The organism is Micromonospora sp. NPDC007271 (assembly GCF_040634005.1).
Lineage (GTDB): Bacteria > Actinomycetota > Actinomycetes > Mycobacteriales > Micromonosporaceae > Micromonospora.
In genome coordinates, this window is the sequence record NZ_JBEYER010000023.1 from 19,364 (window position 1) to 45,047 (window position 25,684).

Here is a 25,684-nt window from a genome sequence, read left to right on the forward strand (position 1 = left end):
CTGCTGCTCTGCTCGCTACTTGCGGCCCGAGCGCCAGTTCATCCCCCACCCGTACGCGCGGTCGAGAGCGTCCTGGGCCCCGTTGACGTACCTGACCTCCCGGCGCACGGACAGGTCGCCGTTGGTCGCCTCGAGCATGGCGATACCGCAGATTCGGGCCCCGTCCCGGGGCTCGTCCAGACGCACCTCGACCTGCGGGCCGTTGGCCGGGTACAGCGTCACCAGCCCGTCGGCGGCCGCCCAGTTGGGCACCCCCTCGTAGATGAGGGCGAACACCAGCACCCGCCGGATCTGAGCGGTGTAGGCCAGGTTGATGAACAGGTTCTCGCCGGCGGAGTTCGCGCCGGACCGGTCGTCGCCGTCGAGCCAGATGACCGGCTCTCGAGCGCCGTACGGCTGCGCGGCGAAGGCGTTTCCCAGCGCCTGGACCACGCCCTTGGAGCCGTCGGTGAACTCGTACAGGCAGCCGAGATCCAAGTCGATCGAACCGGCGCGATGTCTGAAGATGCCACCGCCCTGTCCGGGCGGGCGCGCATTCCAGTTCAGATTGATCCGCAGCACACCGCTGGCGGATCCCTGCTTCGTCAGGGAGACCGCTGGAGCGGCCTTGGTCAGGGTCACCTTCGACAACGAGACCGGTGTCCCCTGGCCTGCTCCCGCTGGTGGGGAAGGGGTCTTCGGCCGCTTGTTGTAGTCAATCGCCATAGTTGACAACTCTTTCCTTGGAGCGTCCGCCAGGACGGCTCGTAGTGGGCAGTGCGGAACGGATCGTCAGACGGGGCTGAGCTCGCGCGGTTCGGCGTCCTCGCCGTCCCTGCCGGAGCTGCGCCGATTGCGGATGATCGACGACAGGAAGGCGGAGGTGATGAGGCCGACGCCGACGAGGCCCGTGACGACCTCGGGAATCTCCAGCTTGATGGTGCACAGCAGCAGGACGGCCAGGGCACCGATGGCCCACTGAGCGCCGTGCTCGAGGTAGACGTATTCGCGCAGCGTGCCCTGGCGTACCAGGTAGACCGTCAGCGATCGGACGTAGAGCGCGCCGATGCCCAGACCGATGGCCATGATGATCGGATCGGAAGTGATGGCGAAGGCGCCGATGACCCCGTCGAAGCTGAAGGAGGCGTCGAGGAGTTCCAGGTAGAGGAAGGAGAAGAAGGCGGCCTTGCCGGTCTTCGCGGCGAGCCGGCCGATGCCGCCCCGGTTGGCTGCCTGCTCGATCCGCTCCAGCCCGCCGTGGATCCCGGGCAGGTTCTGCACCTCGTCGGCGTCCTCGTCAGCCTCGAACAGCTCGCCGAGCCCGTTGACCAGGACATACGTGACCATGCCGAGGATGCCCGACACCAGGACGGTGGCCGTCTTCCCCGGCGGCGCGAAGCCGTAGGCGACGATCACCACCGCGACCATTGCCACGACGACCGAGAGCTGGTCAAGCTTGCCGATGCGGGCAAGTGGACGCTCCAGCCAGGAGAGCCACTTGATCTCGCGCTCCTCGAACACGAAGTCGAGGAACAGCATCAGCAGGAAGACGCCACCGAAGGCGGCGATCGCCGGGTGCGCCTCATTCAGCAGGTACCCGTACGTCCCAGGCGTCGCCGGGTCGCCTTTCTCAAGCGCGAGCGTGATTGCCTCGGCGGGTGACAGCTGTGCGGTGACGCCGACGACGATGAGCGGGAACACCATCCGCATGCCGATGACGGCGATCGCGATGCCGACGGTCAGGAAGAGCTTCTGCCAGAAGGGGCTCATCCTCTCCAGCACCGTCGCGTTCACCACGGCGTTGTCGAAGGACAGCGAGATCTCCAGGATGGCCAGAATCGCCGCGATCGCCAAGGCGGCGGGACCGCCGTAGAGCAGGGCCAGGGTGAGGCCCACGGCGGTGAGGGCGAAGGACCCCCCGAAGTTTCTCAGTAGCACAGCTTTTCCTTAATTACGTGGTAACAATTGCGGGGGCGCGGGGAGCCCTGCCCAGTTGGTGGTTCTGTGAGTGCGCCACGTTCGGCGAATGACGCCGAACGTGGCACTCCTCTCCAGGTTCCCCGGCAGTGCCAACCGCAGCGGCGGGGTGAATCAGCCGACGTTGACGCCGAAGTCCCGGGCGATACCGGCCAGACCGGAGGCGTAGCCCTGACCGACCGCCCGGAACTTCCAGTCGCCACCGTGGCGGTAGAGCTCTCCGAAGATCATCGCGGTCTCGGTCGACGCGTCTTCGGACAGGTCGTAGCGCGCGAGTTCGTTGCCGTCGGTCTGGTTCAGGATCCGGATGTAGGCGTTGCGGACCTGACCGAAAGACTGCCCACGAACGTCGGCGTCGTAGATCGAGACAGCGATCACAACCTGGTCGACCTCTGTCGACATCCCGGCGAGATTCACGTTGATCGACTCGTCGTCGCCATCGCCGTCACCGGTCAGGTTGTCCCCGGTGTGCTCCACACAGCCATCGGGGCTGACCAGGTTGTTGAAGAACACGAAATGCTGGTCCGACAAGATCTTGCGGGAGGCGTTGAGCATCAGCGCGCTTGCATCCAGGTCGAAGGACGCGCCACTCGTCGTACGGGCGTCCCAGCCCAACCCCACTACCACCGCCGTCAGGTTGGGAGCTTGCTTGGTGAGAGAGACGTTCGCGCCCTTGCTGAGGCTGACACCCATGTGGATCCTCCTGAAGCTTTCCTTTGCTGCGGCGGCGCTTCTCGCCGCCCTTGCCACCCGAGCTGTGACGGGGCAGAGTTGACGCCCGCACATCCGGAGCCGCCCGAGGGGGTGATGGCTACGCGCGGTGCCCCATGACCGCAAGGAGTCAGACGGTTACGCCGAAATCGCGGGCAATGCCGCCCAGCCCGGAGGCGTAGCCCTGGCCCACGGCACGGAACTTCCACTCCGCGCCGTTTCGGTACAGCTCGCCGAAGACCATCGCGGTCTCGGTCGACGCGTCCTCGGACAGGTCGAAGCGCGCCATCTCCGAGTTGTCGGCCTGGTTCACGACGCGGATGAACGCATTTCGGACCTGACCAAAGGTCTGACCAGTAGCTTCCGCGTTGTAGATGGACACCGGGAAGACGATCTTGGCGACCTCGGCCGGCACCCCGACCAGATTCACCTTGATCTGCTCATCGTCGCCGTCGCCGTCGCCGGTGAGGTTGTCGCCGGTGTGCTCGATCGAGCCATCGGGGCTCACCAGATTGTTGAAGAAGACGAAATGCTTGTCGGAAAGCACCTTGCCGACGCCGTCACAGGCGATGGCGCTGGCATCCAGGTCGAAGGCCTGGCCATCCGTGGTGCGGACATCCCACCCGAGACCGATCGTTACGGCGGCCAGGCCAGGGGCCTGCTTGGTAAGCGAGACGTTCCCACCCTTGGTAAGGCTGACTCCCACTGAATCTCCCCAGTTCTTTCTCGGCGCGTCTACGCCCTGCTTCAGCTCGGCCCCTTGGCCGTCATGGTCGCGCTGGGCCTGATGCTATGCGGCGGGCACAACACGCCACGGTCGTCAAGACCGGCTCCCGATTCAGCCTCTGCCAGCACCCCACCAGCGGTTCCTGGGACACTACCGCTCAGGGTCCCGGCCACGGGACCAGAGAAGGGCAACCGATCGGCTGGTCGCCGCTCCCCCGTCTGCGATATCAATCGCCCTTAGTGCCGATACTTTGCCCCAAGCAACTACCGGCCGAGTGGAGGCATTTGCCCTGGTCGGGGCAGAATTGCCACAAAAGACGAAGAGCATCATGCGCGGATGGTGGCCGCCTGCTCACCAATGTCGACTGTCGTGGATGCGACAGCCTTACCGGGACGGCGGCGGGCTGAACAGAGGCTTGACAGGGCGGCGCCCACCGGCACAACGGCTCCTCGCCCCGCACCCGGCCCGGCGCAGTCTCCATAGCCGACGCGCGCACGCCGCTCAGTACCGCTGCGCTGCGACGATGCCGCCCACGGTCGTGTTCACCTGGTTTCCGCATTGGTCGACGTCCAGGACAGGCTCGATCGAAGGCCGGTGCGGGCCGCGGCACGTCGCCATCGGCCCGCACCGGTCATTCACGCTGTTCAGCTGCGGCGCTCCCCCACCCGGTACGTGACCAGGTTCGGGTCGGCCTTGAGCTGCCGTTCGGTGAACTTGACGGTGTCCCAGCCCTTGCCCGAGTACAGCCGGGTCTGGCCGGCGTACCAGGGTGAGTTCGGGTTGGCCGACTGGGAGTAGGTGAGGATCTGCCGGCCGGACGGCCCGTCCCGGCCCAGCTCGACGGCCATCAGGAACGAGGTGCCGTGCAGCACCTTCGGGTATCCGACGCCGGGCTCCACCACGTTGATGGTCATGTTGAACACGCCCGCCTCGGGCCAGCCGCCGTGGATGGGGATCCGTTCGGCGCCGCGCGGCTCGGTCTGGATGTCGCCGAGGCGGGCGTCGAGCGGGATGCCGTCGAGCAGCTGGACGGCGTCGGCCAGGGCCGTCCGGATCCGGGGGTCGTCGACGGCGAGCCGGCTCGGCGTGGTGAGCGGGTTCGCGGGGTCGAACGGGTCGGCGAAGCGCAGGCCGCCGGCGCGGGCGAACTCGGTGAACACGTGCGAGCCCCGGCTGTCCAGGTCGACCCGCAGGTCCCAGCCGCGCAGGGCGGCACAGGCGGCGGTCAGGTCGACGCGGGTGCCGTCGGAGGCGGTGGCGACCGGGTGGGCCGTACACGATCTGACCAGGTCGTCGCGGACCAGCTCGCCGCCGTAGGCGCGGTTGCCGAGGGTGACCGTCCACAGGTTCGCGGTGGTGAAGCGGGTGCCGGGGAGCCCATCGGTGCCGGCGAGGCGCTGCCGCACCTGGTGGACCCCGAGCCGGGTACGCAGGCTGCGTTCGGTGCGCTCGGCGCCGATGATGCGGGGGAAGCCTTCCAGGGGCTGGGCCGGGTTGGCCAGCCAGTAGCTGTCGTTGGAGTTGGTCACGTAGTCGCTGCGGACCAGGGTGGGCAGGTGCGCCGGGCCGAGGATGCCCGGCACGGCGGCGTCCCGGTCCCGGCCCAGCTCGCAGGCGGAGCGGGAGCCGTCGAGGACGGCCTGGCCGCTGCCGGCGTACAGGTCGCGGAAGGCGGCGGGGATGCAGGCGGCGGCGAGGTCGTCGGTGATCCGGGGTACGACGGAGTGGTCGGCGTAGAGGGCCTTGCCGGCGCTGTCGGCGGCGATGACGTTGACCCAGGGCAGGAACTGCCGCCGGTCGAGCGCCGCCCGCAGGTCGGCCACCGACCGGGCCCGGCCCATGGCGAGCCAGCCGTCGAGGGTGCGGTTGTTGGCCGCGTTGGGGTCGCTGATCGCGTACGCGGTGTCGGCCGTCCAGTCGAACCGGCCGGGCACCACGACGACGGGGCCGAAGTGGGTGTCGTAGAGGGTACGGCTGACCGGCCCGCCGGGGGTCTGGACGGTGACCGTGCGGGCGGTCATCTTCCGGGGCTTGCCGTCGTGCAGGTAGCTGGTCGGGTCGCCGGGGACGAGGGTCAGCTTGTGCCAGGCGAAGCGGCGGGCGGTGGAGACGGTGTGGCTCCAGGCCACCCGGCCGTTGTGGCCGATCTCGATGAGCGGGTCGCCGACCAGGGCCGCCCCCTCGACGTCGTAGCGGCCGGGGATCTTCAGGTGCATCCGGTAGAACCGGTCCGGGCCGTCCCAGGGGAAGTGCGGGTTGGCCAGCACCATGCCCGCCCCGCCGGCGGTGGCGGCGCGCCCGAGCGCGTACGCGTTGCTGCCCACCCCGGCCGGCGCGCCGTCAGTGGCGGCGACCAGGGCCGCCGCCTCGGGGGCGGGCAACTGGCCGGTGATCTCGCCGGGGCGTACCGGGGCGTCCCGGCCCGGCGGGGCGGCGGCGACGATGCCGTCGGCGAGGGCGGCGGAGCCGGCCCGGACCATGTTCGTCCAGTGCGCCCGCCACAGGTCCAGTTCGGTGATCGGCTGCACCCAGGGCTTGCCGGCGCAGGCCGGGTCGGTCAGGTTCGCCACCCCGGTGCGTCGCAGGTACGCGTTGTAGCCGGCGGCGAAGCCGCGCAGCTGGTCGCGTACCTCGTCCGAGGGCGAGCGCACGCCGTCGCGGGGGCCGGTGAGCAGCCGCTCGACGACCCGGTCGTCGATGACCTTCTGCTGGAACAGGTCGCTGGTGACGTTGGCCGCGGCCTCCCCGGTCGTACCGAACCAGCGGGACCGTTGGGCTCGGACGGTGACGATGGTCTCGGCGATGATGCAGATGTTGTCCTCGGCCTGGACGTGGCCGACGCCGTAGCCGAGGCTGGCGAAGTCGCGGGCGGTGATGTGCGGTACGCCGTACGAGGCGCGCTGGATGAGGGCCGAGTAGCCGTCGCCGTGGGCGGCGGCCGGGCCGGTGGTGGCGGTGAGACCGGCCGCGACCAGGACCACGGCGCTGGTCGCGGTGGCGAGCCGCCTCATCGGGCCGCCCGCCGGGGGTGTGGCTGGGTCATTCGAACGTCCTCCCCGTGGGTCGACTGTCCATTCCCGACCGACGCTAACGACGCTCGCCGGTCCGGACATCGGGGATGACCACCAGGTCGCTCCGGGGTTGCCCGCAGGGGACAACGTCCCCGCGATCCCCGGCCGCCGCCCCGGGGGCGGAGGCGGTGCCGCCGGTACGGAAGCGGGGCCGGCCCGATGGGACCGGCCCCGCTCAGGGATTCTCCTGTGAACCCGCTCGATCAGCGTTTCCGGTCGACCACCGTCAGGGTGAACTCGGCGTACGACGTCGCGTGGGTCTCGTCGCCGCCGTAGACCGCCCGCACCTTGTGCGTGCCGGGGTTGGGCAGCATACGGACAGTGCAGGAGGCGGTGCCCTTCTTGACCTGGGCCTCGCAGAGCACGTCCTCACCGATCATGAACTGCACCGGACCGGTCGCCTTGGTCGGGGTGACCGTGGCGGTCAGCTTCACGGTCTGCTTCCAGTTGACCTGTACGTCGTTGACGCGGACCGAGGTCGGGGTGCGCTCCACGGTCGGGGCCGCGGTGACGGTGACCACCCGGTTGGCGACCGCCTGGTTGCCGTTGGTGTCGGAGACCAGGTAGGTCAGCGCGTAGCCGCCCGGGGTGGCGGTGTCGACGGTGCCGATCACCTGGATCCGGTCGGTGACGTCGCCGTCGGTGTTGTCCACCGCGGTGACCCCGGCCAGCGGATCGAAGGCCTCGCCCTGCTTGACCGACGTCGAGGCGGGGACGGTCAGCACCGGGGCGGTGACGTCGGTGCCGGCGGCGGTGGCGATGAAGATGCCACCGAACTGGTCGACCGAGCCCACCTGGTCACCGTCGCCGGTGCGGCTGGTGGTGGTCCAGGCGTAGAGCTCGCGCTCGGTCAGGCCGTTCCACGTCACCGTGGCCGGCCAGCCCGACCTGGCCGTGTCCTGACCGATCACCGTGTCGGTCGGCGTGACCAGGACGAGGCTGCCGGTGCTGAAGCTGGTCTTGCGCGACGACAGGTCGATCGGCAGGACCATGTTGTCCTCCGCGCCGTTGTAGCGCTTCCGGTCGTCGTACTCGGTGGCACCGAAGTTGTCGAGCATCGGCGAGTAGGTGTCGATGCTCATCTGGGCCCGGTCGACGTCGATCTGCAGCAGCCGCAGGAAGCTGGCGCCGAACTGCAGCAGGTCGCCCTTCTTGTGGTCGATGGTGCCGTCGCCGTCGAGATCGAGGTTGCCGTTGGCGTCGACCTTCTCGGGCCACAGCTCACCCGCGGTCATCTTGTAGAACTGGTAGTCGGCGAGCAGCTCGACCACCTTGTGCTCGATGGTGACGCCGACCCCGGTCTTGAGGTTGGTGCCGACGCCGTGCTCGTGGCCGGCGAGGACCAGGAACACGTTCGGGTTGGCCGCGACGATGCTCGAGAAGGCCCGCGAACCGTCGGTGGAGAAGTTGGCGCCTCGGCCGTCCGGCGTGCTCGACGGGGCGAGGTAGGCGTGCGTCAGCAGGATGCCGTTCCGGTCGTGGTAGCGCCGGAAGATCGAGCTGGCCCAGTCGGCCTCGGCCTGGGTGACGCCGTAGGAGAGGCCCACCGCGACGAAGTCCAGACCGCCCGCGGAGAAGAGGACGTAGTTGTTCTGGTTGTCCTTGCCGCGGGTGACCACGGCGCCGGAGTCGTCGGTGGTCTCGTCCCAGGCGTGGTACGACGCCTTGTACCCGGCCGGCCACAGCTTGGCGGCCTCGTAGTAGCGCTCCGGGCCGTAGTACTGGTTGAACCGCGAGGTCGGGCCGGTCTCGGCGCCCAGCTGGTTGTCGTGGTTGCCCGCGACGACCTGGTTGACCAGCCCGGCCGTGTCCAGGGTGCGCTGCGCCTCGGCGGTGAACTGGAACTCCTTGGTCACCTGCTCGTTCAGGCCGGGGCGGAGCAGCTTGCCGGTGGCGTCGGTGGCCAGCGGGTCGTAGTAGTCGTTCTCGATGATGTCACCGGTGTGGGCGGTGTACGCGATCTTCCGCTTGGCGGCGTTGTCGGCCAGCCACCGGGTGGTGTCCCGGTAGGACTTTGCCCAGAGCGCCTGCTCCTCCATGGTCATCTTGTCGCTGGGCTCGTCGATGCCGTCGAAGTCGTCGTACGTGCCGCCGACCGCGCCCTCGGCGAGGTACTGGGTGTCGGTGAAGTGGGCCAGCGAGAAGTCGTAGTCCGACGGGTCCTCGAAGTGGTCCCGGTTGGCCGGGGTGCCGGCGGTGGCGTCCCGGGATGCCAGGTCGTCGGCGAACGGGTCCTGGCCGGTGACGAGGACGTGGACCACGCCGTTGTCGACCAGCTCCGGCCGGACGACGGCCTTCAGCGCGGTCTCGCCCTCGGCCTGGCCACGGGCGGTGGCAAGCTCGGTCCACGCCTGGGTGGTGCTGTTCCAGGCGTGCAGCGCGGCCTCCCGCGCGGGGTCGACCACACCGCTCCACAGGATCTGGCGGCGCTCGGCCGACGCCGGCACCTGGACGTCGTACCGCTGGAAGGGGATGTCGCCCGTGGAGGGGCTGTCGATGGCCGCGCGGCCGGGGCGCGGCGCGGTGCCGATCTGCCTGCCCTCGGTGTATGAGAAGTCCAGCGTGGACGGCATCACCGGGACGACACCCTGGACGCCGCCGGTCGGGACGCTGGGGGTGGCCTGCTTGAAGGTGGTGGTGACCTCGCCGCCGTCGGGGTCGTGGGCGATCGCGGAAAGGGTCACCCGGCCGCTGCCCTGACCGACGTCGGTGCCGCCGCTGGTCGGAATGGCGTCGGAGGTGAAGGTCACGGTCCTGCTGACCGGCTTGCCGAAGACGTCGGTCGCCGAGATCTGCAGGGTGTGGCTGCCGGACTTCAGGCCGGCGCCGATCTCCTGGCCGACCTGGACCGGCTCGCCGTCGAGCAGGTAGCGCCAACCGGTGGCGTTGCCCTGGTTGGTGACCTTGATCTGGAACTCGGTCGGGCGGCTGAGGTGGGCGCCCTCGGCCGGGACAGTCGAGGTGACGGCGACGCCCGCGTCACGGATGTCGCCGAAGGCGGCGATGTTGAGCGCCTTGACCTCGTCGAGGGTCAGCACCTTCGAGTAGATCCGGGCGTTGAGCACCGAGGCCGGCGCCCAGAACTGGTTGACCGCGTCGGCACCGAGGTAGAAGGCGTTGCGGGCGGCGCCGCCGGGCAGCCCGAGCGCGCCGGCGGCCGGGGCCTCCGCCGCGAGGACGCCGTCGACGTAGAGCCGGACCATCTGCCCGTCCCAGGTGCCGACCGCGTGGTACCAGCGGCCGGAGACGATCGGGGTCTGCGCCGACTTGTAGCCGCCCCCGACGTACGCGGTGAAGGTCAGCTTGTCGCCGTAGATCACCATCGAGTAGCCGCCGCTCTCCTTCTCAGAGCAGACGGAGTGCTCACCACCGTTGGGCAGGGTGCCGTTGGACTTCAGGGTGCACTCGATGGAGACCCTGGTGCTGATCTTGCTCCACTGGTCGCCGAAGGCGTAGGAGTAGGCGTCGTCGGAGCCGTCGAAGGAGGCGACGCGCGCCTTCACCGCGGTGTCCTGCGCGATCACCGGGTCGCCGTGGACGGTGACGGGGAGGTTCTGCGCGTCGTCCTTCGGGGTGCCGTCGTCGAAGTCGACGTCGAGGACGTCGGCCACCGGGACGGGCGGCCTGATGTCGTACGCCGACGCCAGCTCGGCCACCTGGGCGCCGGTCAGTCCCGCGCTCCAGACCTTGCTCGCGGCGAACGAGGCGGGCGGGGCGACCTGGCCGATGCCGGTCGGGGCGGCGTCGGCGCCGATCACCATGCGGCGGGCGGTGGCGACCGGCGGGGTGAGCGTTCCGGTGGCCGCGGTCGAGCCGGCCAGTTGGCCGTTGAGGTAGAGGCTCAGGGCCCGGCCGTCCCAGACCGAGACGGCGTGGTACCAACGGTTGCCGCTGATCGGGGTCAGCACCGACTTGTAGCCGCCGCCGATGTGGGCCATCGTGCCGAGGTTGCCGCCGTTGACGTAGACCGAGAAGCCGCCGGCCTCCTTGTCGGAGCAGAGGTCCTTCTCGCCGCTCACCGGCATCGTGGTGTCGACCCGGAAGACGCACTCGATGGCGAAGCCGGTGGAGAACTTGCTCCACTGGTCGGTGAAGTCGAAGGAGACCGCGTCGTCGACCCCGTCCACCTTGAGGATGTCGTGGCCGAACGCCGCGTCGGTGGCGTAGCTCGGCGCGCCCCAGGTGGTGGCGGTCAGGCCCGTGGCCCGGTCGGTGGCGGTGCCGTTGGTGAAGGCGACGTCGAGCACGTCGGCGGCCGGAACCGTGACGGCCGTGGCCGCCTGGCCGGTCACGGCGTTGCTGAGCAAGGCCCGAGCGGCCTGGCCCGCGGGCGACAGCAGGGTGCCGCCGACCAGCGCCAGCCCGAGGGCGGACGCGCTCAGGCGGCGCCACCTCCGGGCGAACGGATGGAGTCGTGTTGTCACGACATCTCCTTCTTTTCAGGGTTTCCTGTTGGGGTTCGGTGGTGGCTGGTGGGAGTTCCGGTGGCGGCGGAAAGCCTGAGGTCAGGTGCCGGGGAGGCCAGCTACCGCGGCGGCGGAGATGCCGACGCCGATGAGGGTGATCCCGCAGGCGGCCAGCACCGGCGCTACCCGCGTGGCCAGCCGCAGGAGGACGTGGGACGTGGCGGCGCGGGTCACGAGGGATCGGCCGGTGAGGGCCATGAGGCCGACGGTGAAGAGCACCGCGGCGAGCCCGAGGCCGAAACAGACCACGAGGACGAGAGCGAACCCGGCCCGCCCGGCGAAGATGCCGGTCACCAGCACGAGGAAGGCCGCCGGCGACGGCGTCAGGCCGCCGGACATGCCGAGGAGGAACAGACCCGGGCGGGACGGGCTGGCGTGATCGTGGCTGTGGCTGTGGCTGTGATGGTGGTCATGACCGTGTTGATGGCCGTGCCCGCTCAGGTGGCGGCGCAGCAGCCAGAGCCCGACGGCGACGACGGTCAGGCCGGCCGCCAGTTGCAGACCGGTGGTCAGTCGCTCGAGGCTGACCAGGTCGGAGAGGGAGAAGAAGGTCCAGGCGACCGCGATGGCCAGCACCGAGACGGTGTGCATCGCGGCCACCGAGCAGCCCAGCCAGGCGGCGTCGCGGACCCGGCCCCGGGAGCCGATCAGGTACGCCGCCGCGAGACTCTTGCCGTGGCCGGGTGCGAGTCCGTGTGCGGCCCCGGCCACGAAGGCGATCACCAGGGCCAGCGGCACGAAACCCGGCGACTGCACCGTCTCGATCAGTCGATCGCCGAACCCGGCGGCGCCGAAGAGGTCGAGATCGGGGACGAGGGCCCGCAGGCCGGAGCCGGGGGATGCCGCCGCGGTGTCGAGACTGGTGCTGGCGTACATGGTTCAGGCCTTTCGTCCGCGCCAGCGGTGCCAGAAGATTCCGCCCGCGCCGAAGGCCATCAGGACGCCCCCGACCACCGCGAGCTGCACGGCACTCCGGTCCGCGGACACCGCGGCGACGACCTGGGTGGACGCGGCGTGGGAGCCGGTGTCCGTGCTACCGGTGATGGCCCAGTCCACCGACTCGTGCGTGGCGTCGTACACCGCCTTCTGGCCATGGGGGCCTCTGGCGAGCGTCCGGTAGGCCTCGTGCAGGTCGGTGAGCATCCGGGACGTCACGGCCACTGTGCTCACCGGTCCGGGGCAGGTGAACAGCACCTCGGCGCCGTCGGCCGCCAGGTCGTCGGCCACGCTGACCTCGCCCTGGCAGGGCCGCCCGTCCTGGGTCACGGTGATGCGCTCGGTCAGGTATGTGGCGAACTCGGGAGCCTCCGCCAACGCTGCGGCGTCGGAGGCCTCGTAGGTCACCGCACCGTCCAGCATCACCCGGTCCTTCGGCAGCACGCCGAGTCCGATGCCGAGCAGGGTCAGGTCATCCGCCCCGCCGACCAGCCAGCGGACCCGCACCCCGTGATCGCCCTCGCCCGCGACCTCGATCTGCTGCGGGGCACCGAAGGGATGCGCCGAGGCCGGGTCCGGAATCAGCCCCACCATGAGCACCAGGGCGAGTACGCACCAGGAGCGGCGCCAGGCAGGGCGTAGGGCACGGCACGGGGCAGACACAACAGACCCTCGATCGCGTGGAGGTCAGACGGAACGCGATGACTGTTGCGGCTGCAGGTGACCAACAAGATCACGGAGACCGAGCGGACCCTTACGGCAAGATTGCTGAACAGCGAAACCCGGTGCTTCGAGCTGGCTGTCCGAATCGCCCGGTCGTTGCGCGCTGTCTGACTAGACAGCCTCGAGGACGAAGAACAGGTAGCACAGGATGTACCCCGAGGGGGAGGTCACGAGGTCGGGGAACGCCTCGCGGGCACCGGGTGCGGGAGGTGGTTCGCTCACGACGGCGATCCGGAAGCCGGCTGCGGTGAACTCGCTGGTTATTGCGTGCAGTGGCCGGTGCCAGAACGTCAGCACGGCGGGCTGGCCGTTGAAGGTGTACTCGTCGGACCACTGTTCGGTCGCGAAGTAGTCGCCTTCGGGCCTGATCAGATGGTAGATAAAGGGATGGTTGACGGCCACGATCAGTCGGCCGCCGGGTACGAGCACGCGCCGCAACTCGGCGAGCGGTGCCTTCCAGTCCTCGAGGTAGTGAAGGACCAGGCAGGCGACGACGTCATCGAACGCGCCGTCGGGGAACGGCAGAGGATCGCCGCCCAGGCCGCCCTGATGCAGGGCCGTGCCGTCGCCGAGCCGCTGCCGAGCCAAGTCCAGCATCTTGGCGCTGGGCTCGATGCCGGTCACGATGGCGCCGCGATCGCGCAGTGCCGCGAGCAGGGGGCCGGCTCCGCAGCCAACGTCAAGAATCCGCCGCCCGGCCACGTCTCCGGCCAGGTCCAGCATCGCCGGCCGGGCGTAGTAGCCGTTAATGAGGTTGGACTCGGTCTCGGCCGCGTACGCCTCGGCGAAGCTGTCGTAGTCGTTGGCCACAGCCTGGCCAGCAGGCCCGGTGGAGTGCTCAAGGGCAGCAGACATGCGGCCCATCCTGGCAGGTCTGATTGCTTCGGGGTGCCCCCAAGGGCGAACGCGGCCTGACGCGGCATCTAGCGCAGGTACTCGCAAGTCTGCGCGACGTCTCGGTGCCAGCTGGTGTTCAGCAGGGCGACGGGGTAGTGGACTTCTCGGTCCTGGTGGTCGTCGGTCTCGACCGAAAACCGCATCGACAGCGGCTCCCCCTCGATCGGGATCGAGCAGTCGAATCGCACTTCGACGTCGATCGATCCGGTGCTGCCCGGTGCGATCAGCCCGGACTGGCCGGTGTGACGGATCCGGGCGTCCGGTCTCTGCCCCGTGGCCGCATGAACCGTGATCGGCGCGGAGCCGGCGTTGACCAGCACCAGTCGCCCGTGCAGTTGGACGCGGCCCGGGGAGCCCCCACTCACGCCGGTGGCTGATGCGGGCATGGCCACGAGTGAGACCGCCCTCCGCTCCCGCTGGTCACGCGAGTCGCGGAGCACGTTGACACCGACGCCGCCGAGCACGACACCGGCAACGAAGGCAGCGATGAGACGTGTCCTGCGTCGTCCGGCCGGCCGGCCGGGGTTGCCCCTGGCCGATCCAGCCGGCTCACGATCGCGCTCGTCCAGGTCGATTTCGACATACTCCACTGACACGGCGACAGCTTAGGGCTTCGCCGAAACCGGTTCGAGCACGAAGACCGGGATCTGGCGGTCGGTCTTGCGCTGGTAGTCGGCATAGTCCGGGTACGCGTCGACCGCCCGGCGCCACCAGATGGCCTTCTCGTCCCCGAACACCTCGCGGGCCTGGTACTGCCGGGTCACCGTGCCGTCCTGCAGCTCGATGATCGGCTCGGCCACCAGGCTGGCGTACCACTGCGGGTTGGTCGGCGCGCCGCCCATGGACGCGACAGCCGCGTAGCGCCCCTCGTGCTCGACCCGCATCACCGGCGTCTTGCGGACCTTGCCGGTCTTGGCGCCCCGGTAGGTCATCAGCACGGTGGGCCGGCCACCGATCGTGACGCCGTCGGTCGTGCCCGTACGCATGATCTGCTCGACGTGCTCGCGGACCCACGTCGACGCGCTCGGTTCGTAATCACCGGTCAATGCCATGTCCTGGTCAACGTGCCCGGCCCGTCGTGGGTGGCGGGGTCCCGCGCCGAACCCGGATCGTCAGGCCGACTCAGGCGGGCTGCAGGCGCCTTCCGCTGCGGATGCCGGTCCAGGTCGATCCCTCGATGACGCTCCGGCCGCCGACGTAGACGAGTTCGACACCGGTGGGCGGCCGGAGCGGCTCGTCGTAGGTGGCGTTGTCTCGGACCGTCTCCGGGTCGAAGACGACCAGGTCGGCGACCTTGCCGGCAGCGATGGTGCCCCGGTCGGGCAGCCCGAAGAACTCGGCGGGCAGGGCGCTCATCCGCCGTACGGCTTCCTCGAGGGTGAGCACCCGCTTCTCCCGGACGAACTCGCCGAGAACCTTGACGAAGGTGCCGGCGACCCGTGGGTGGGGCGCCTTGCCGAATCCGGGAGGTGCCCCGTCCGTGCCGATCATCGTCTGGTCGTGGCGCAGGATCGCCTCCAGGTCGCGGTCGTCGATGAGCGAGGCGATCATGTTCGCGACGTTGCCCTCCTCGACGACGACCTTGGCGAGGGCCTCGAACGGCTCGAGGTCGAGCCGCTGGGCGAGTTGGGCGATGGTGCTGTGGTCGTACCGGCCGGTGGCGGTGGACGCGACCCGGATGCCGGTGTAGCCGGCGGTGGCGAGGTACGAGTCCCAGCCCGCGTTGCGCGGATTGCTGGTCGGGTCCAGGACCTCGGCGGCGATCCGCTGCCGGGTCCGTGGGTCCTTCAGCCGCTCCAGCAGCGCGTCGACGCCGCCGTCCAGCACCCACGGCGGCAGGCAGGACGAGAGCATCATGGACGACGTGGGGTACGGGTAGGCGTCCTGCCCGATCCGGGTGCCGGCCCGCCGTTCGGCGTCGAGGTGGGCGAGGATCTCGTCCGCCGCGCCCCAGTTGCGCCGATCGGCGATCTTCAGGTGGGAGATCTGCACGGGGTGGCCGGAGTCCCGGGAGACGCGTACCGCTTCCTCGATGCCAGCCGTGATGCGGCTGCCTTCGTTGCGCATGTGCGTGGCGTACACCCGGCCCGCCGGCATCGCCGCGACGAGTTGGCTGATCTGCTCGGCCGTGCCGAACATGCCGGGCACGTAGGCGAGGCCGGTCGACAGGCCGAACGCTCCGGCGTCGCACGCCTCCCGGAGGTGGCGGACCATCGTGGCCAGTCCCTCTGGCGACAGGCTCCCGCTGCCGGGGCCGTGCGCGAGCAGGCGGAGGTTGCCCTCCCCCACCAGGGCGGCCAGGTTGGTGAGGTAGCCGCCCTGGTCCGCCGCCTCGGCATAGTCGGCGAAGGTCCGGAAGACGGGCCCGCCGCGCGGGAAGCACTGCGCCAGGAACGCGGTCACCTCCGGTGAACCGTCCGCCGGGGCCAGGGAGAAGCCACAGTTGCCGACGATCTCGGTGGTGACTCCCTGCCGGATCTTCGGCAGGTCGCCCGGCGCGTACAGCGGTGCGTTGTCGCTGTGGGAGTGGACGTCGACGAAGCCCGGGGCGATGACCTTCCCGTCGATCGCGACGACGCGTTTGCCGTCGTGGGGGATCTGCCCGTGGGGGCGGACGTCCACGATGCGGTCCGCGCTGACCAGGACGTCACCCGGATATGACCTGGCCCCGGTCCCGTCGACGACGGTGCCGCCAGTGAAGAGTGTGTAGTCGGACACGGATGAGCCTTCCGGCATCGTGGGTGAGGGGTGGGGTCAGCCGCGCTTGCCGCGGTCGCCCCGGAGCCGCGTGGTGAGCATGGTGAGGAATCCGACGAACAGCATCGCGAACGTCATGAGGACACCGACCGCGGCGACCTTGGGGCTCACCTCGAACTGGATGTTCTGGTACATGCGGACCTGCAGCGTGACCGTCTGGGCGCTGCCCAGGAACACGCCGAGGACCAGGTCGTCGAAGGCCATCACGAACGCGAACAGCAGCGACGAGATGGCCGCCGGGAGGATGAGGGGCAGCAGGATGTCCCGCGCGCGACGGGCCGCGTTGGCGCCGAGGCTGGCGGCGGCGTGTTCGTAGAGCGGGTCGATGTTCCGGATGACCGCCTGCGACGTGATCATGACGTACGGGAGTCCGAGGATCGTGTACGCCAGCACGAGCGCGGTCGGGGTGCCGAGCAGGCCGCCTCGCGCGAAGAGGAAGAACAACGCCACCGCGTAGATGATCGGCGGCATGACCAGGGGGGCCATGGACAGCAGGTAGAACAGGACGCCGGCCTTGCGGAGCCGGGTCCTGGCCACGGCGAACGCGCAGAGTACGCCCAGCACCGTGGCGAGCGCCGCGGCGGCTGTCGCCACACCGAGGCTCAGATAAGTCGAGGAGACCCAGAACTCGTCGGTGAAGTAGTCCTCGAACCAGCGCGTCGAGTAGCCGGTGGGCGGGAAGACGAGGAAGTTGGAGCTGTTGAAGGCGAGCATCAGCACGACGATCTGGGGCCCGACCAGGACGACGATGCCGAAGACGGCGATCACGCCGAGGAGCACGTGGCGCACGTGCGAGATTCCTTCGCCGACCAGGCGGCCGGCCCGGCCGAGGAGGCCACCGGCGAGGCGGTTGGCGACGAGATCCGTCACGGCGGCGACGGCGTTCGACACGCGCCCGGACACCGGCCGGGAGGTGCCGCCCGCGAGGGTCTGCGGGGAGGTCAGGCCCAGCGGCCGGCGCAGCAGGACCATCAGGATCACGACGCCGATCAGCAGGACCGTGGCCTGGGCGGCGGTGGGGCCGTACTGGTTCTGGGTGTTGATCTGGACGTCGATGCGTTGGGCGATCATCGGCACCGCGGGGCCCCCGAGGAGCGCGGGGGTGGTGTAGAAGCCCAGCGACGAGATGAACACCAGGCTGGCCCCGGCCATGAGGCCGTTCACGGACTGCGGGAGGAAGACGGTGCGCCAGGCCGCGAAGGGCGACGCCCCCATCGACCGGGCCGCGTCGGTGAGCTTGCGGTCGATGCCGCTCATGGCCGCGTAGATCGGCAGGGTCATCATCGGCAGGAGCACCTGGCTCATGCCGATGACGATGCCGACGTCGTTGAAGACGAGCTGGTGCGGCTCGGAGAAGATGCCCAGCTTGATGAGCCAGGTGTTCACCACGCCGTTGTCGGCCAGCAGCGCCCGCCAGGCGTACGACCGGACCAGGGTGGAGGTGAAGAAGGGCAGGGAGACGCTGGCCAGCACGACCGCCGCCAGGTACTTCGGCAGCCGGGTCGCCGCGTAGGCCAGCGGGTAGCCGATCGCGGCGGCCACGACGGTCACCACGAGCGCGATCTTGAGAGTGCGCTCCATGACCGGGATGAAGAGCCCGTCGTGCAGCAGGTCGGTGTACCGCGACAGCGACATTCCGCTGTCGGTGACCAGGGAGTCCATGACCAGCCGGCTGAGCGGCAGGACGAACAGGGCGACGAGAGCGATCAGCGCCGGCAGTGCGAGCCAGAGCACGGCGTCCGGCATCCACGTCGGGCGGCGGATCGTCGAACGTCTGGCCCGCACCGTCGGTGTCGACATCAGCCAGCCAACCACTTCTGCCAGCGGTCGATGGCAATCTCCTCGTTGGTCTTGCCGCCCGCCCCGATCGAGCTCCAGTAGTCGGTGTTCTGCAGGACCGTCTTCTCCACGATGCCCGGCGCGGTCACCAGGAGCTTCTTGCGCTCCTCAGGGATGTGGTCGAAGGCCGCCGGGATCGTCGGCGCGTAGGTGATGAGCTGCGCGAACTCGGCCTGACGCTGCGGCTGGGAGGCGAACTCGATGAACCGGGTCGCGCCCTCGACGTTGGAGCAGCCCTTGGGGATCGCCCAGTAGTCGATCTGCACCACGGCCTGCTCGAAGGTGCTGGAGATGTTCTTCGCGCCGTCGGCGATCGCGGACTGGATCCGGCCGTTCCACGCGGCCACGGCGGAGATCTGCTTGTCGACCAGCATCTGGATGGACTCCGCGCCGTTGTCCCAGAACTTCAGGACCTGGGGCTTGACCTCGGAGAGCTTGCGCAGTGCCCGGTCCATGTCCAGCGGGTAGAGGTCCTCGGGCTTCACGCCGTCGGCGAGCAGGGCGATCTCCAGGGTGCACCCGCCGGGGCCGTCGCCGGTACGGAAGGAGCGCTTCCCCTTGACCGCCGCGTCCCACATGTCGGCCCAGTTGGTCAGCTCCCGGCCGGTCAGGGTCTTGTCGTACGCGAGCTGCACGGCGAAGACGATCGCGGGTACCGCGGTCTCGAGCGCGGGGTACGGGGAGAAGGCGTCCTTGAGGCTGGCGTCCTTCCACAGGCTGTAGTCGATCTTCTGCAGCAGCCCGTCCCGGGTCCACGATCCGATGCGCGCCCCGTTGAGGTCCACCACGTCCATGCCGGGCTTGCCGGAGGCGATGGCCGTACGCAGCTGGGCGGCCGGGGGCGCCGGCGCGGGGATGACCTTGATGCCGGTCTCCTGCTCGAAGGGCTCGAAGAAGGCCTTCCGCTGGGCGGCGCCCCAGGCGCCGCCGCCGTCGAAGACCACGAGCTGCTTCGAGTTCCCGGATCCCCCGTCGCCCTGCCCGTTCGACTTGAGGGCGTCCGGGTTCCCGCCGCAGGCGGAGAGCCCCAGGCCGAGCAGTCCGGCCCCGGCGCCCGCCAACAGGCCGCGCCGCGAAATTCTTGTCACACCCGGATTCGTCACGGATGAATCCCTTCCATTACTGGCTGCGAATTGTTTGCGGTGGCGGCGGTGCGGGCTCCGGGGGGACCGGAAGAGACGAACGCACGCAACGCGGCCGGATCCCATTCGAGATGCACGGTCGCCCCCTCCCGCACCCGGATCGCGGGGTCGGAGGAAAGGCCCTGGACCATGAGTTCCTGGTCGCCCATGCGCACCCGGACCGTGGTGGTGGGCCCGGAGAAGACGACCTCGACGACCTGCCCGGTCAGACTCGCGGGCCGGTCGTTCCGGCTCAGCCGGATCGCCTCGGGCCGCAGCGCCACCCGGCACTTCTGGCCGGTTCCCGGCCGGACGCCGGCCGGGAACAGCGCGGGAAACCGCCGGTCGCCGAGGGCGACCTGGGTCTGGCCGCCGGCGACGGAGGCCACCGTCGAATCGAGAATGTTGGTACGGCCGAGGAAGCCGGCCACGAATTCGGTCGCGGGAGCGTCGTACAGCTCGTGCCCGGGGCCGAACTGCTCGATCCTGCCGTCCCTCAGCAGGGCCACCCGGTCGGACATCACGAGCGCCTCTTCCTGATCATGAGTTACGAAGATCATGGTGAGGCCGAGTTCCTGGTGCAGGCGGCGGATCTCCAGCTGGACCTGTTCGCGGAGCTTCCGGTCCAGGGCGCCCAGTGGCTCGTCGAAGAGCACGATCGGGGGCCGGTACACCAGCGCCCGGGCCAGGGCGACGCGCTGCTGCTGCCCGCCGGAGAGGGCGGTCGGCCGGCGGTGCGCCAGTCCGGTGAGATCGACGAGGTCCATCGCCTCGGCGATCGCCTTCGCGCGTTCCGATCGGGACACGCCGCGCACCTTCAGCGCGTAACCGATGTTGTCGGCGACGGTCATGTTGGGAAAGAGCGCGTACCGCTGGAACACGACCCCGAGGTTCCGCTTGTGCGTCGGCAGGCCGGTGATCCGCCGGTCTCCGACGTAGACCTCACCGGAATCCGGTTTCTCGAAGCCGGCGATGGCCATGAGCAGGGTGGTCTTTCCCGACCCGGACGGGCCGAGCAGCGACACGAACTCGCCGGGTTCGACGGTGAGCGTGACGTTGTCGACGGCGTGGACGTCGCCGTAGTACTTGGAGAGCCCCTCCACCCGTACGGAGGCTCCGGAGAAGTCGGCCGCGGCTGTCCGGCCGGTGATGTGCTCAGTTCCCACGGCCGCAGACTTCCTCGATGGCCAGCATGTGCATCCGGATCAGGTCGTAGTAGTCGACGAGTTCGACGCGCTCGTCCGGCATGGTGTTGTACTTGCCGCCCGGGCCGCACACGATCCCCTCCATGCCGGCCTTGCTCAGGTGGGCCGCGTCGGACCCGAAGAAGCAGCACGGCTTGATGGCCCCGGTCGGTTGGGCGGCGCCCCGGACGGCCGCGTAGGCCGAATTCAGGGTCCGGACGATGCGGGAATCGGCGGACACCTCGAACGGCGGCATGTCGGGGCGGTCGGTCACCTTCTCCTGCGGGAACACCTCCGCCCGCAGTCCGGGAAACTCCGACTCCAGCCGGTCGAGTTCCCGCCGCAGGTCGGCGAGGACGGACTCGACGCTCTGGCTGGGCGCGTACCGGCCGGTGCCGACGAGGCGTACGAAGTCGGCGATCTGCGGCGGGCGCCATTCCTCCAGGGTCCGGCCCAGCGCGCCGTGGATCACCCCGACGTTGCAGCGGTTGACCTCGGCGTGCCGCTCGTCCGCCGCGCCGGAGAAGGTCAGCGCGTTCAGGCGTGGCACCAGCGCGCACGCGGCGACGATGGCGTCGACGGACTCCTCGCGCTTCGACAGGTGCCGGGTCACTCCGGTCAGCTCGACGGTGAAGTTGAAGGCGCCGGCGTGGAGGGTCAGCGCCTGGACGTCGGTCGGCTCACAGTTGATGAAGTACTCGGCGCGTACCCCGTGCTCGATCATCTTCACGGTGCCGAGGCCGCCCTGCAGCTCCCCCACGACGAAGGTGAGGGTCACGTCGGCGGCGGGGCGGAAGCCGCCGCGGAGCAGGGCCTCGACGGCGCTGAGGTACGAGGCGCAGCCGGCCTTCATGTTCGAGACGCCCAGCCCGTAGATGACCTCGTCGGTGGTGTGCGCCCCCCACGGGTCGACCGTCCAGCCCTCGGTGGCCGGATTCGTGTCGATATGGCCGTTGAACAGCAGCGACGCCGCGCCGGGCAGGTCCCGACCCGAGCCCTTGAACACGCCGATCGCGTTGTAGCGGCCGGGCGACACCTCGTCGAGCCACGCGTCCAGTCCGAGCTCGGTCATGTAGTCGACCAGCCACTTCGCGAGCTGCACCTCGCCGGGGGTCTCGGTCCGCGAGTCGAAGCGAACCATGCGCTGCAGCAGCGCGAGGGGCCGCGCCACGTCGAGACCGGCCGCCAGGGCACGCACGGACGGCTCCGTGGAGCGGACGGGTTGCTCGTCGGTCATGAGTCGTACCTGCCTGTCGCCACCGGGACGGTGCCAGCCGACCCTCGGGCGGCCTGGCAAGATTGTTGAACGATAGCAAGGCAGGTCAGGTGTGGGAAGAGTTGATTTTCGGGGCTCTGACGTGGGAATCTTGCCCGACCTGGCGGAGGTGTTCCACGTGCGGTGGCGTTGCCGTGTTGAGCAAAAGCTGCGCTAACCTGCAGCGCCACGGGCCCGCTCCCGGCCCGCCGCCCGTTGGGCCGGGAGTCCGACACGAGACCGACCACACTCGACACAGGCAAGGCTGTGCCAGATGATTGTTGAACGACTCATCGGCGATGGGGTGCCATGAGAATGGGTCGCGCGGTCCCGACAGAGCCGTTAGGAAACCCGGTGGCGACAACAGCTTTTGCGCGTGAAGGTTCAACGGAACAGGCATCCGGAGCAAGCCGGGTCGCGGCGGTGCTGCGCCGCCGGATGATGGAGGGCCAGTTGAAGTCCGGCGAGTTCCTGCGCGAGGCGCGGCTCGTCGAGGACCTGTCCGTCTCCCGGAACACGCTGCGCGAGGGCTTCCGGCTGCTGACCCAGGAGCGGCTGGTCGTCTACGAGGCCAACCGGGGCGTACGGGTACGCACCCTCGGCCGGGACGATGTCAACGACATCTACCAGATGCGGCGGGTGCTGGAGCTGGGCGCCATCGAGAACGCCGGCCCGTCGTTCGCCGAGCCCGGGATGTTGGCGCAGGTGGATGCCGCCGTGCGGGACGGCTACGCCTACGCCTACCGCGGCATGTGGTCCGCCGTCGGCACCGCGAACATGGAATTCCACGTCGCGATCGTCCGACTCGCCGGGAGTGAACGGCTGACGGTGGCGGCCGAAAGCCTCCTGGCGGAGCTGCGCCTCGCCTTCGGCGCCGTCGAGGACCTCCAGCCGTTCCACGAGCCGTACCTGGAAACCAACGAACGGATCTCTGAGCTGCTGCGCGCCGGCGACACTGGTCAGGCATCCCGAGAGATGGCAGTCTATCTTGACCGAGCACAGCGCCAACTACTGGCCGCGATCACATCGTGACCATGCCGTGGACCTCAACGCGGACCTGGGCGAGGCGTTCGGCATCTGGCCGATGGGCGACGACGCCTCGCTGATCGACATCGTCACCAGCGCCAACGTCGCCTGCGGCTACCACGCGGGCGACGCCTCGACCATGCGCCGGGTCTGCGCCATGGCCGCCCGGCGCGGCGTCTCCGTGGGCGCCCAGGTCGGCTACCGGGACCTGGCCGGCTTCGGGCGACGTTTCATCGACGTCGCCCCCGAGGACCTGACCAACGACGTCCTCTACCAGATCGCCGCCCTCGACGGCATCGCCCGTGCCGAGGGCACCCGGGTCCGGTACGTGAAGCCGCACGGCGCCCTGTACAACGCCATCGTCACCCACGAGGAGCAGGCCGCCGCCGTGGTCGCGGCGGTGCGGGCCGTCGACCCCACGCTCCCCGTCTACGGGCTGCCGGGATCCGCCTGGTTGCGCCAGGCAGCCGACGCCGACCTCCAGCCGGTGACCGAGGCGTTCGCCGACCGCGCCTACCGCAGCGACGGCACCCTGGTGTCACGCCGGCTGCCGCACGCCGTCCTCCACGACCCCGACGTCATCGCCGCACGCGTCGTACGGATGGTGGTCGAGGGCACCATCGAAGCCGACGACAACACGGTCATCGACGTCGCGCCCCAGTCGATCTGCGTACACGGCGACACGCCGGAGGCCGTCGCCATCGCCCGCGCCGTACGCCAGGCCCTCGCGGCCGCCGGCGTGACCGTCAAGGCCCGCACATGACCCTGCGGGTCCTGCCGTACGGCGAACGCGCCCTGCTCATCGAGGTCGCCGACCACCACGAAGCGCTGGCGCTGTACGACGCCATCCGGCGCGAGCCCCCCGCGGGCGTGGCGGATCTGGTGTCCGCGGCGGCCAGCGTGCTCGTCGTGTTCCAAGACGAGAAGTCCGCCGACGCGGCCGCACCGACGCTGCGGACCAGGAGCATTCCCCCGGTGGACCGGGCGGTCGGCGACCTGGTCGAGGTGCCCGCCCGCTACGACGGCGCCGACCTGGACGAGGTCGCGGCCAGCCTCGGCATGTCCGTGGAGGAGGTCGTCCGGCGCCACGAAACCGCCGAGTACGTCGTCGCCTTCATGGGCTTCGCCCCCGGGTTCGCCTACCTGACCGGCCTGGATCCCGCCCTGCACATGCCCCGACGCGACGTGCCACGGACCAGAGTCCCGACCGGGTCGATCGCGATGGCCGGCGAGTACACCGCCGTCTACCCTCGGGAGTCCCCCGGTGGCTGGCGCCTCCTCGGGCACACCCCCCTCGAGATGTGGGACCTGGACCGCGAGCCACCCGCCCTGCTCCAGCCCGGCATGCGCGTACGCTTCCGGCGCGTGACGCGATGACGAGCGGGACCATCGAGATCGTCCGGCCCGGCCCGTTGACCACGATCCAGGACGACGGGCGGCCCGGGCTCGCCCGGCTCGGGGTGAGCCCCTCCGGTGCCTGCGACCGGCCCGCGTACCAGCTGGCGAACCGGCTGGTCGGCAACGCGCCGACCGCCGCCGCCCTGGAAGTGACCCTGGGTGGCCTGGTCGCGCGCTTCAGCCGATCCTGCTGGGTGGCGGTCACCGGGGCCCCCGCCCCGGTCGTCTCGGCGGGTCGGGCCTGCGCGCCGTACGGTCCGGTCTTCGTCCCCGCCGGCGGCGTACTGAAGATCGGCGTCCCGGCCGCGGGCCTGCGCAGTTACCTGGCGGTCCGGGGCGGGATAGCCGTGCCCCCCGTGCTGGGCTCCCGCTCGACCGACACGCTCACCGGAATCGGGCCAGCGCCGCTCAAGGCCGGCCAGATCCTGCCGATCGGCGACGCGACCGCCGGCCCGGTCGCCCCGGTGGACCTGGCTCCGGTGGCTCCCCTTCCGCAGGAGCCGGTGATCGACATCCAACCCCTCCGCCGGCCCGGGTGGTTCGCCGACAACGCCCTCGACGCGCTGCGGGACAGCTACCGGGTGAGCCCCGACACGAACCGGATCGGGATGCGGCTGCAGGGCAACGTGATCGAACGAGCGCGCCACGACGAACTTCCCAGCGAAGGACTCGTCGCCGGGGCCATCCAGATCCCGCCGTCCGGACAGCCGGTCATCTTCCTCGCCGACCATCCCGTGACGGGGGGTTACCCCGTCCTCGGAGTCGTCCGCGCGAGATCCCTTCCACTCCTGGCACAAGCCAAACCCGGGCAGAGGCTGCGGCTGCGCGTCACCTGAGCGCCGCCGGGTACGCCGCGCCGCCTCGGCCGGCTGTCACTCGTCGGTTCAGCCGGCCGTCAACTCCGCCTCGACCTTCCCGGTGTTGGCCGTCGGCTCCGGCGACATCCGAAGTTCCCTGAGCCGGAGGCGCCTGGCGCGGACCATCTCCACCAGCCGGTTCGCCCAGGAAGCAAGCAGAAGCAGCAGCATCCCCGCCCCGGCCCCCCAGGCAACCTGATCGGCCAGGGTCCGCACAGCGGGCAGGGTGATCGCCAGTGCGAGCGCGGAGACGCCCGGGAAGATCAAACCCATGGCCACCGCTTGGGCCAGATGCCCATCGTGCTTCCGCTTCCAGTAGAACGTCTCCCAGCCGAAGAGGTTTCCGTTCCCGGTGCACTGGGCGATCGCCGGGCGCAACACCTGCTCGATGTACTCGCCCGCGATGCGGATGTCACGGTACTGCGAGACGACGTTCAGACCCAGCGCGGCGCTGACGAGCGGCAGGAGAAGGAGCAGACGGAGATCGGCCGTCTCGGAGAGGATGATGCCGGCCACCGCGGCGACCACTGTGAGATGCAGACCGATGACGTTCTGGTTGTGGATCGCCTTACGCTCGATGGTGCTCCGGATCGCCGCAGCATCGGCCAGTGCCGCAGTCAGTGCCCGGTCCGGCATTTCCTCAGTCACGGCACCTCCCCTTGACGCGTCCCCATTCGGTCTATCAGCCGCAGTCAACGTGATCTATACGAGCTGGGTCGGCCAGTTGAGGGTGCGGCCGGCCCGGTCGTTCCGATCTGGC

Annotated in this window: 21 protein-coding genes; 4 read left to right on the forward strand and 17 right to left on the reverse strand. The window is 69.8% G+C overall.

Translation table 11 applies throughout. The annotated features are described in order from the left end of the window. Window positions 1-15: 15 nt before the first annotated feature. The 16 genes from ABZ570_RS11110 to ABZ570_RS11185 all read right to left on the reverse strand — a co-directional run bounded on the left by ABZ570_RS11110 (window position 16) and on the right by ABZ570_RS11185 (window position 21,625). Window positions 16-621: a hypothetical protein gene (locus tag ABZ570_RS11110; RefSeq protein ID WP_358060401.1), complete on the reverse strand. Its 606-nt coding sequence runs from the start codon at window positions 619-621 to the stop codon at window positions 16-18. Window positions 622-771: 150 nt separating this feature from the next. After that, window positions 772-1,917, reverse strand: coding sequence for a DUF475 domain-containing protein (locus tag ABZ570_RS11115; protein ID WP_358060404.1), 1,146 nt, complete (start codon window positions 1,915-1,917; stop codon window positions 772-774). Window positions 1,918-2,070: 153 nt separating this feature from the next. Then, window positions 2,071-2,649: a TerD family protein gene (locus ABZ570_RS11120; RefSeq protein WP_358060406.1), complete on the reverse strand. Its 579-nt coding sequence runs from the start codon at window positions 2,647-2,649 to the stop codon at window positions 2,071-2,073. Window positions 2,650-2,797: 148 nt separating this feature from the next. Further along, window positions 2,798-3,373, reverse strand: a complete 576-nt coding sequence (locus tag ABZ570_RS11125) for a TerD family protein (RefSeq protein WP_358060409.1) — start codon at window positions 3,371-3,373, stop codon at window positions 2,798-2,800. A 665-nt stretch (window positions 3,374-4,038) separates the two neighbouring features. After that, window positions 4,039-6,405, reverse strand: a complete 2,367-nt coding sequence (locus ABZ570_RS11130; RefSeq protein WP_358060412.1) for a penicillin acylase family protein — start codon at window positions 6,403-6,405, stop codon at window positions 4,039-4,041. 263 nt (window positions 6,406-6,668) lie between these two features. Continuing rightward, window positions 6,669-10,889, reverse strand: a complete 4,221-nt coding sequence (locus ABZ570_RS11135; protein WP_358060415.1) for a LamG-like jellyroll fold domain-containing protein — start codon at window positions 10,887-10,889, stop codon at window positions 6,669-6,671. Window positions 10,890-10,970: 81 nt separating this feature from the next. Beyond that, window positions 10,971-11,807, reverse strand: a complete 837-nt coding sequence (locus ABZ570_RS11140; protein WP_358060418.1) for a sulfite exporter TauE/SafE family protein — start codon at window positions 11,805-11,807, stop codon at window positions 10,971-10,973. Window positions 11,808-11,810: 3 nt separating this feature from the next. Continuing rightward, complete coding sequence (locus ABZ570_RS11145; RefSeq protein ID WP_358060420.1) at window positions 11,811-12,461, reverse strand: hypothetical protein; 651 nt, start codon at window positions 12,459-12,461, stop codon at window positions 11,811-11,813. Window positions 12,462-12,701: 240 nt separating this feature from the next. Next, window positions 12,702-13,400 (reverse strand): class I SAM-dependent methyltransferase, encoded by a 699-nt coding sequence (locus tag ABZ570_RS11150; RefSeq protein ID WP_358060422.1) that lies wholly within the window; start codon window positions 13,398-13,400, stop codon window positions 12,702-12,704. 113 nt (window positions 13,401-13,513) lie between these two features. Continuing rightward, a complete protein-coding gene (locus tag ABZ570_RS11155; RefSeq protein ID WP_358060425.1) occupies window positions 13,514-13,807 on the reverse strand; it encodes a hypothetical protein in 294 nt (97 codons plus the stop codon). A gap of 285 nt (window positions 13,808-14,092) precedes the next feature. Then, window positions 14,093-14,539 (reverse strand): nitroreductase family deazaflavin-dependent oxidoreductase, encoded by a 447-nt coding sequence (locus ABZ570_RS11160; protein ID WP_358060428.1) that lies wholly within the window; start codon window positions 14,537-14,539, stop codon window positions 14,093-14,095. A 70-nt stretch (window positions 14,540-14,609) separates the two neighbouring features. Next, window positions 14,610-16,205, reverse strand: coding sequence for a D-aminoacylase (locus ABZ570_RS11165; protein ID WP_358060431.1), 1,596 nt, complete (start codon window positions 16,203-16,205; stop codon window positions 14,610-14,612). A gap of 36 nt (window positions 16,206-16,241) precedes the next feature. Beyond that, window positions 16,242-18,044: an ABC transporter permease subunit gene (locus ABZ570_RS11170; RefSeq protein ID WP_358060434.1), complete on the reverse strand. Its 1,803-nt coding sequence runs from the start codon at window positions 18,042-18,044 to the stop codon at window positions 16,242-16,244. Continuing rightward, window positions 18,044-19,171 (reverse strand): ABC transporter substrate-binding protein, encoded by a 1,128-nt coding sequence (locus tag ABZ570_RS11175; protein WP_358060437.1) that lies wholly within the window; start codon window positions 19,169-19,171, stop codon window positions 18,044-18,046. Before ABZ570_RS11175 ends, ABZ570_RS11170 begins: the two co-directional genes overlap by 1 nt. Before the next feature lie 11 nt (window positions 19,172-19,182). Further along, window positions 19,183-20,370: an ABC transporter ATP-binding protein gene (locus tag ABZ570_RS11180; protein ID WP_358060440.1), complete on the reverse strand. Its 1,188-nt coding sequence runs from the start codon at window positions 20,368-20,370 to the stop codon at window positions 19,183-19,185. Beyond that, window positions 20,360-21,625, reverse strand: a complete 1,266-nt coding sequence (locus ABZ570_RS11185; RefSeq protein WP_358060443.1) for a M20/M25/M40 family metallo-hydrolase — start codon at window positions 21,623-21,625, stop codon at window positions 20,360-20,362. Before ABZ570_RS11185 ends, ABZ570_RS11180 begins: the two co-directional genes overlap by 11 nt. A gap of 333 nt (window positions 21,626-21,958) precedes the next feature. Here ABZ570_RS11185 and ABZ570_RS11190 point away from each other — a divergent pair, with 333 nt between their 5' ends. From ABZ570_RS11190 to ABZ570_RS11205, 4 genes are read left to right on the forward strand one after another with little or no spacing between them, the layout of a single operon-like run. Next, window positions 21,959-22,675: a GntR family transcriptional regulator gene (locus ABZ570_RS11190; protein WP_358060446.1), complete on the forward strand. Its 717-nt coding sequence runs from the start codon at window positions 21,959-21,961 to the stop codon at window positions 22,673-22,675. Window positions 22,676-22,682: 7 nt separating this feature from the next. Next, window positions 22,683-23,432: a 5-oxoprolinase subunit PxpA gene (locus tag ABZ570_RS11195; protein WP_358060449.1), complete on the forward strand. Its 750-nt coding sequence runs from the start codon at window positions 22,683-22,685 to the stop codon at window positions 23,430-23,432. Continuing rightward, window positions 23,429-24,046: an allophanate hydrolase subunit 1 gene (locus tag ABZ570_RS11200; RefSeq protein ID WP_358060452.1), complete on the forward strand. Its 618-nt coding sequence runs from the start codon at window positions 23,429-23,431 to the stop codon at window positions 24,044-24,046. The genes ABZ570_RS11195 and ABZ570_RS11200 overlap by 4 nt, the downstream gene beginning before the upstream one ends. Then, window positions 24,043-24,903, forward strand: a complete 861-nt coding sequence (locus ABZ570_RS11205; protein ID WP_358060455.1) for a biotin-dependent carboxyltransferase family protein — start codon at window positions 24,043-24,045, stop codon at window positions 24,901-24,903. Before ABZ570_RS11200 ends, ABZ570_RS11205 begins: the two co-directional genes overlap by 4 nt. A 48-nt stretch (window positions 24,904-24,951) precedes the next feature. On the opposite strand, the gene ABZ570_RS11210 is transcribed toward ABZ570_RS11205, so the two are convergent. After that, entirely contained in the window at window positions 24,952-25,572 is a 621-nt protein-coding gene (locus tag ABZ570_RS11210; RefSeq protein WP_358060458.1) for a hypothetical protein, read from the reverse strand. Window positions 25,573-25,684: the final 112 nt, after the last annotated feature.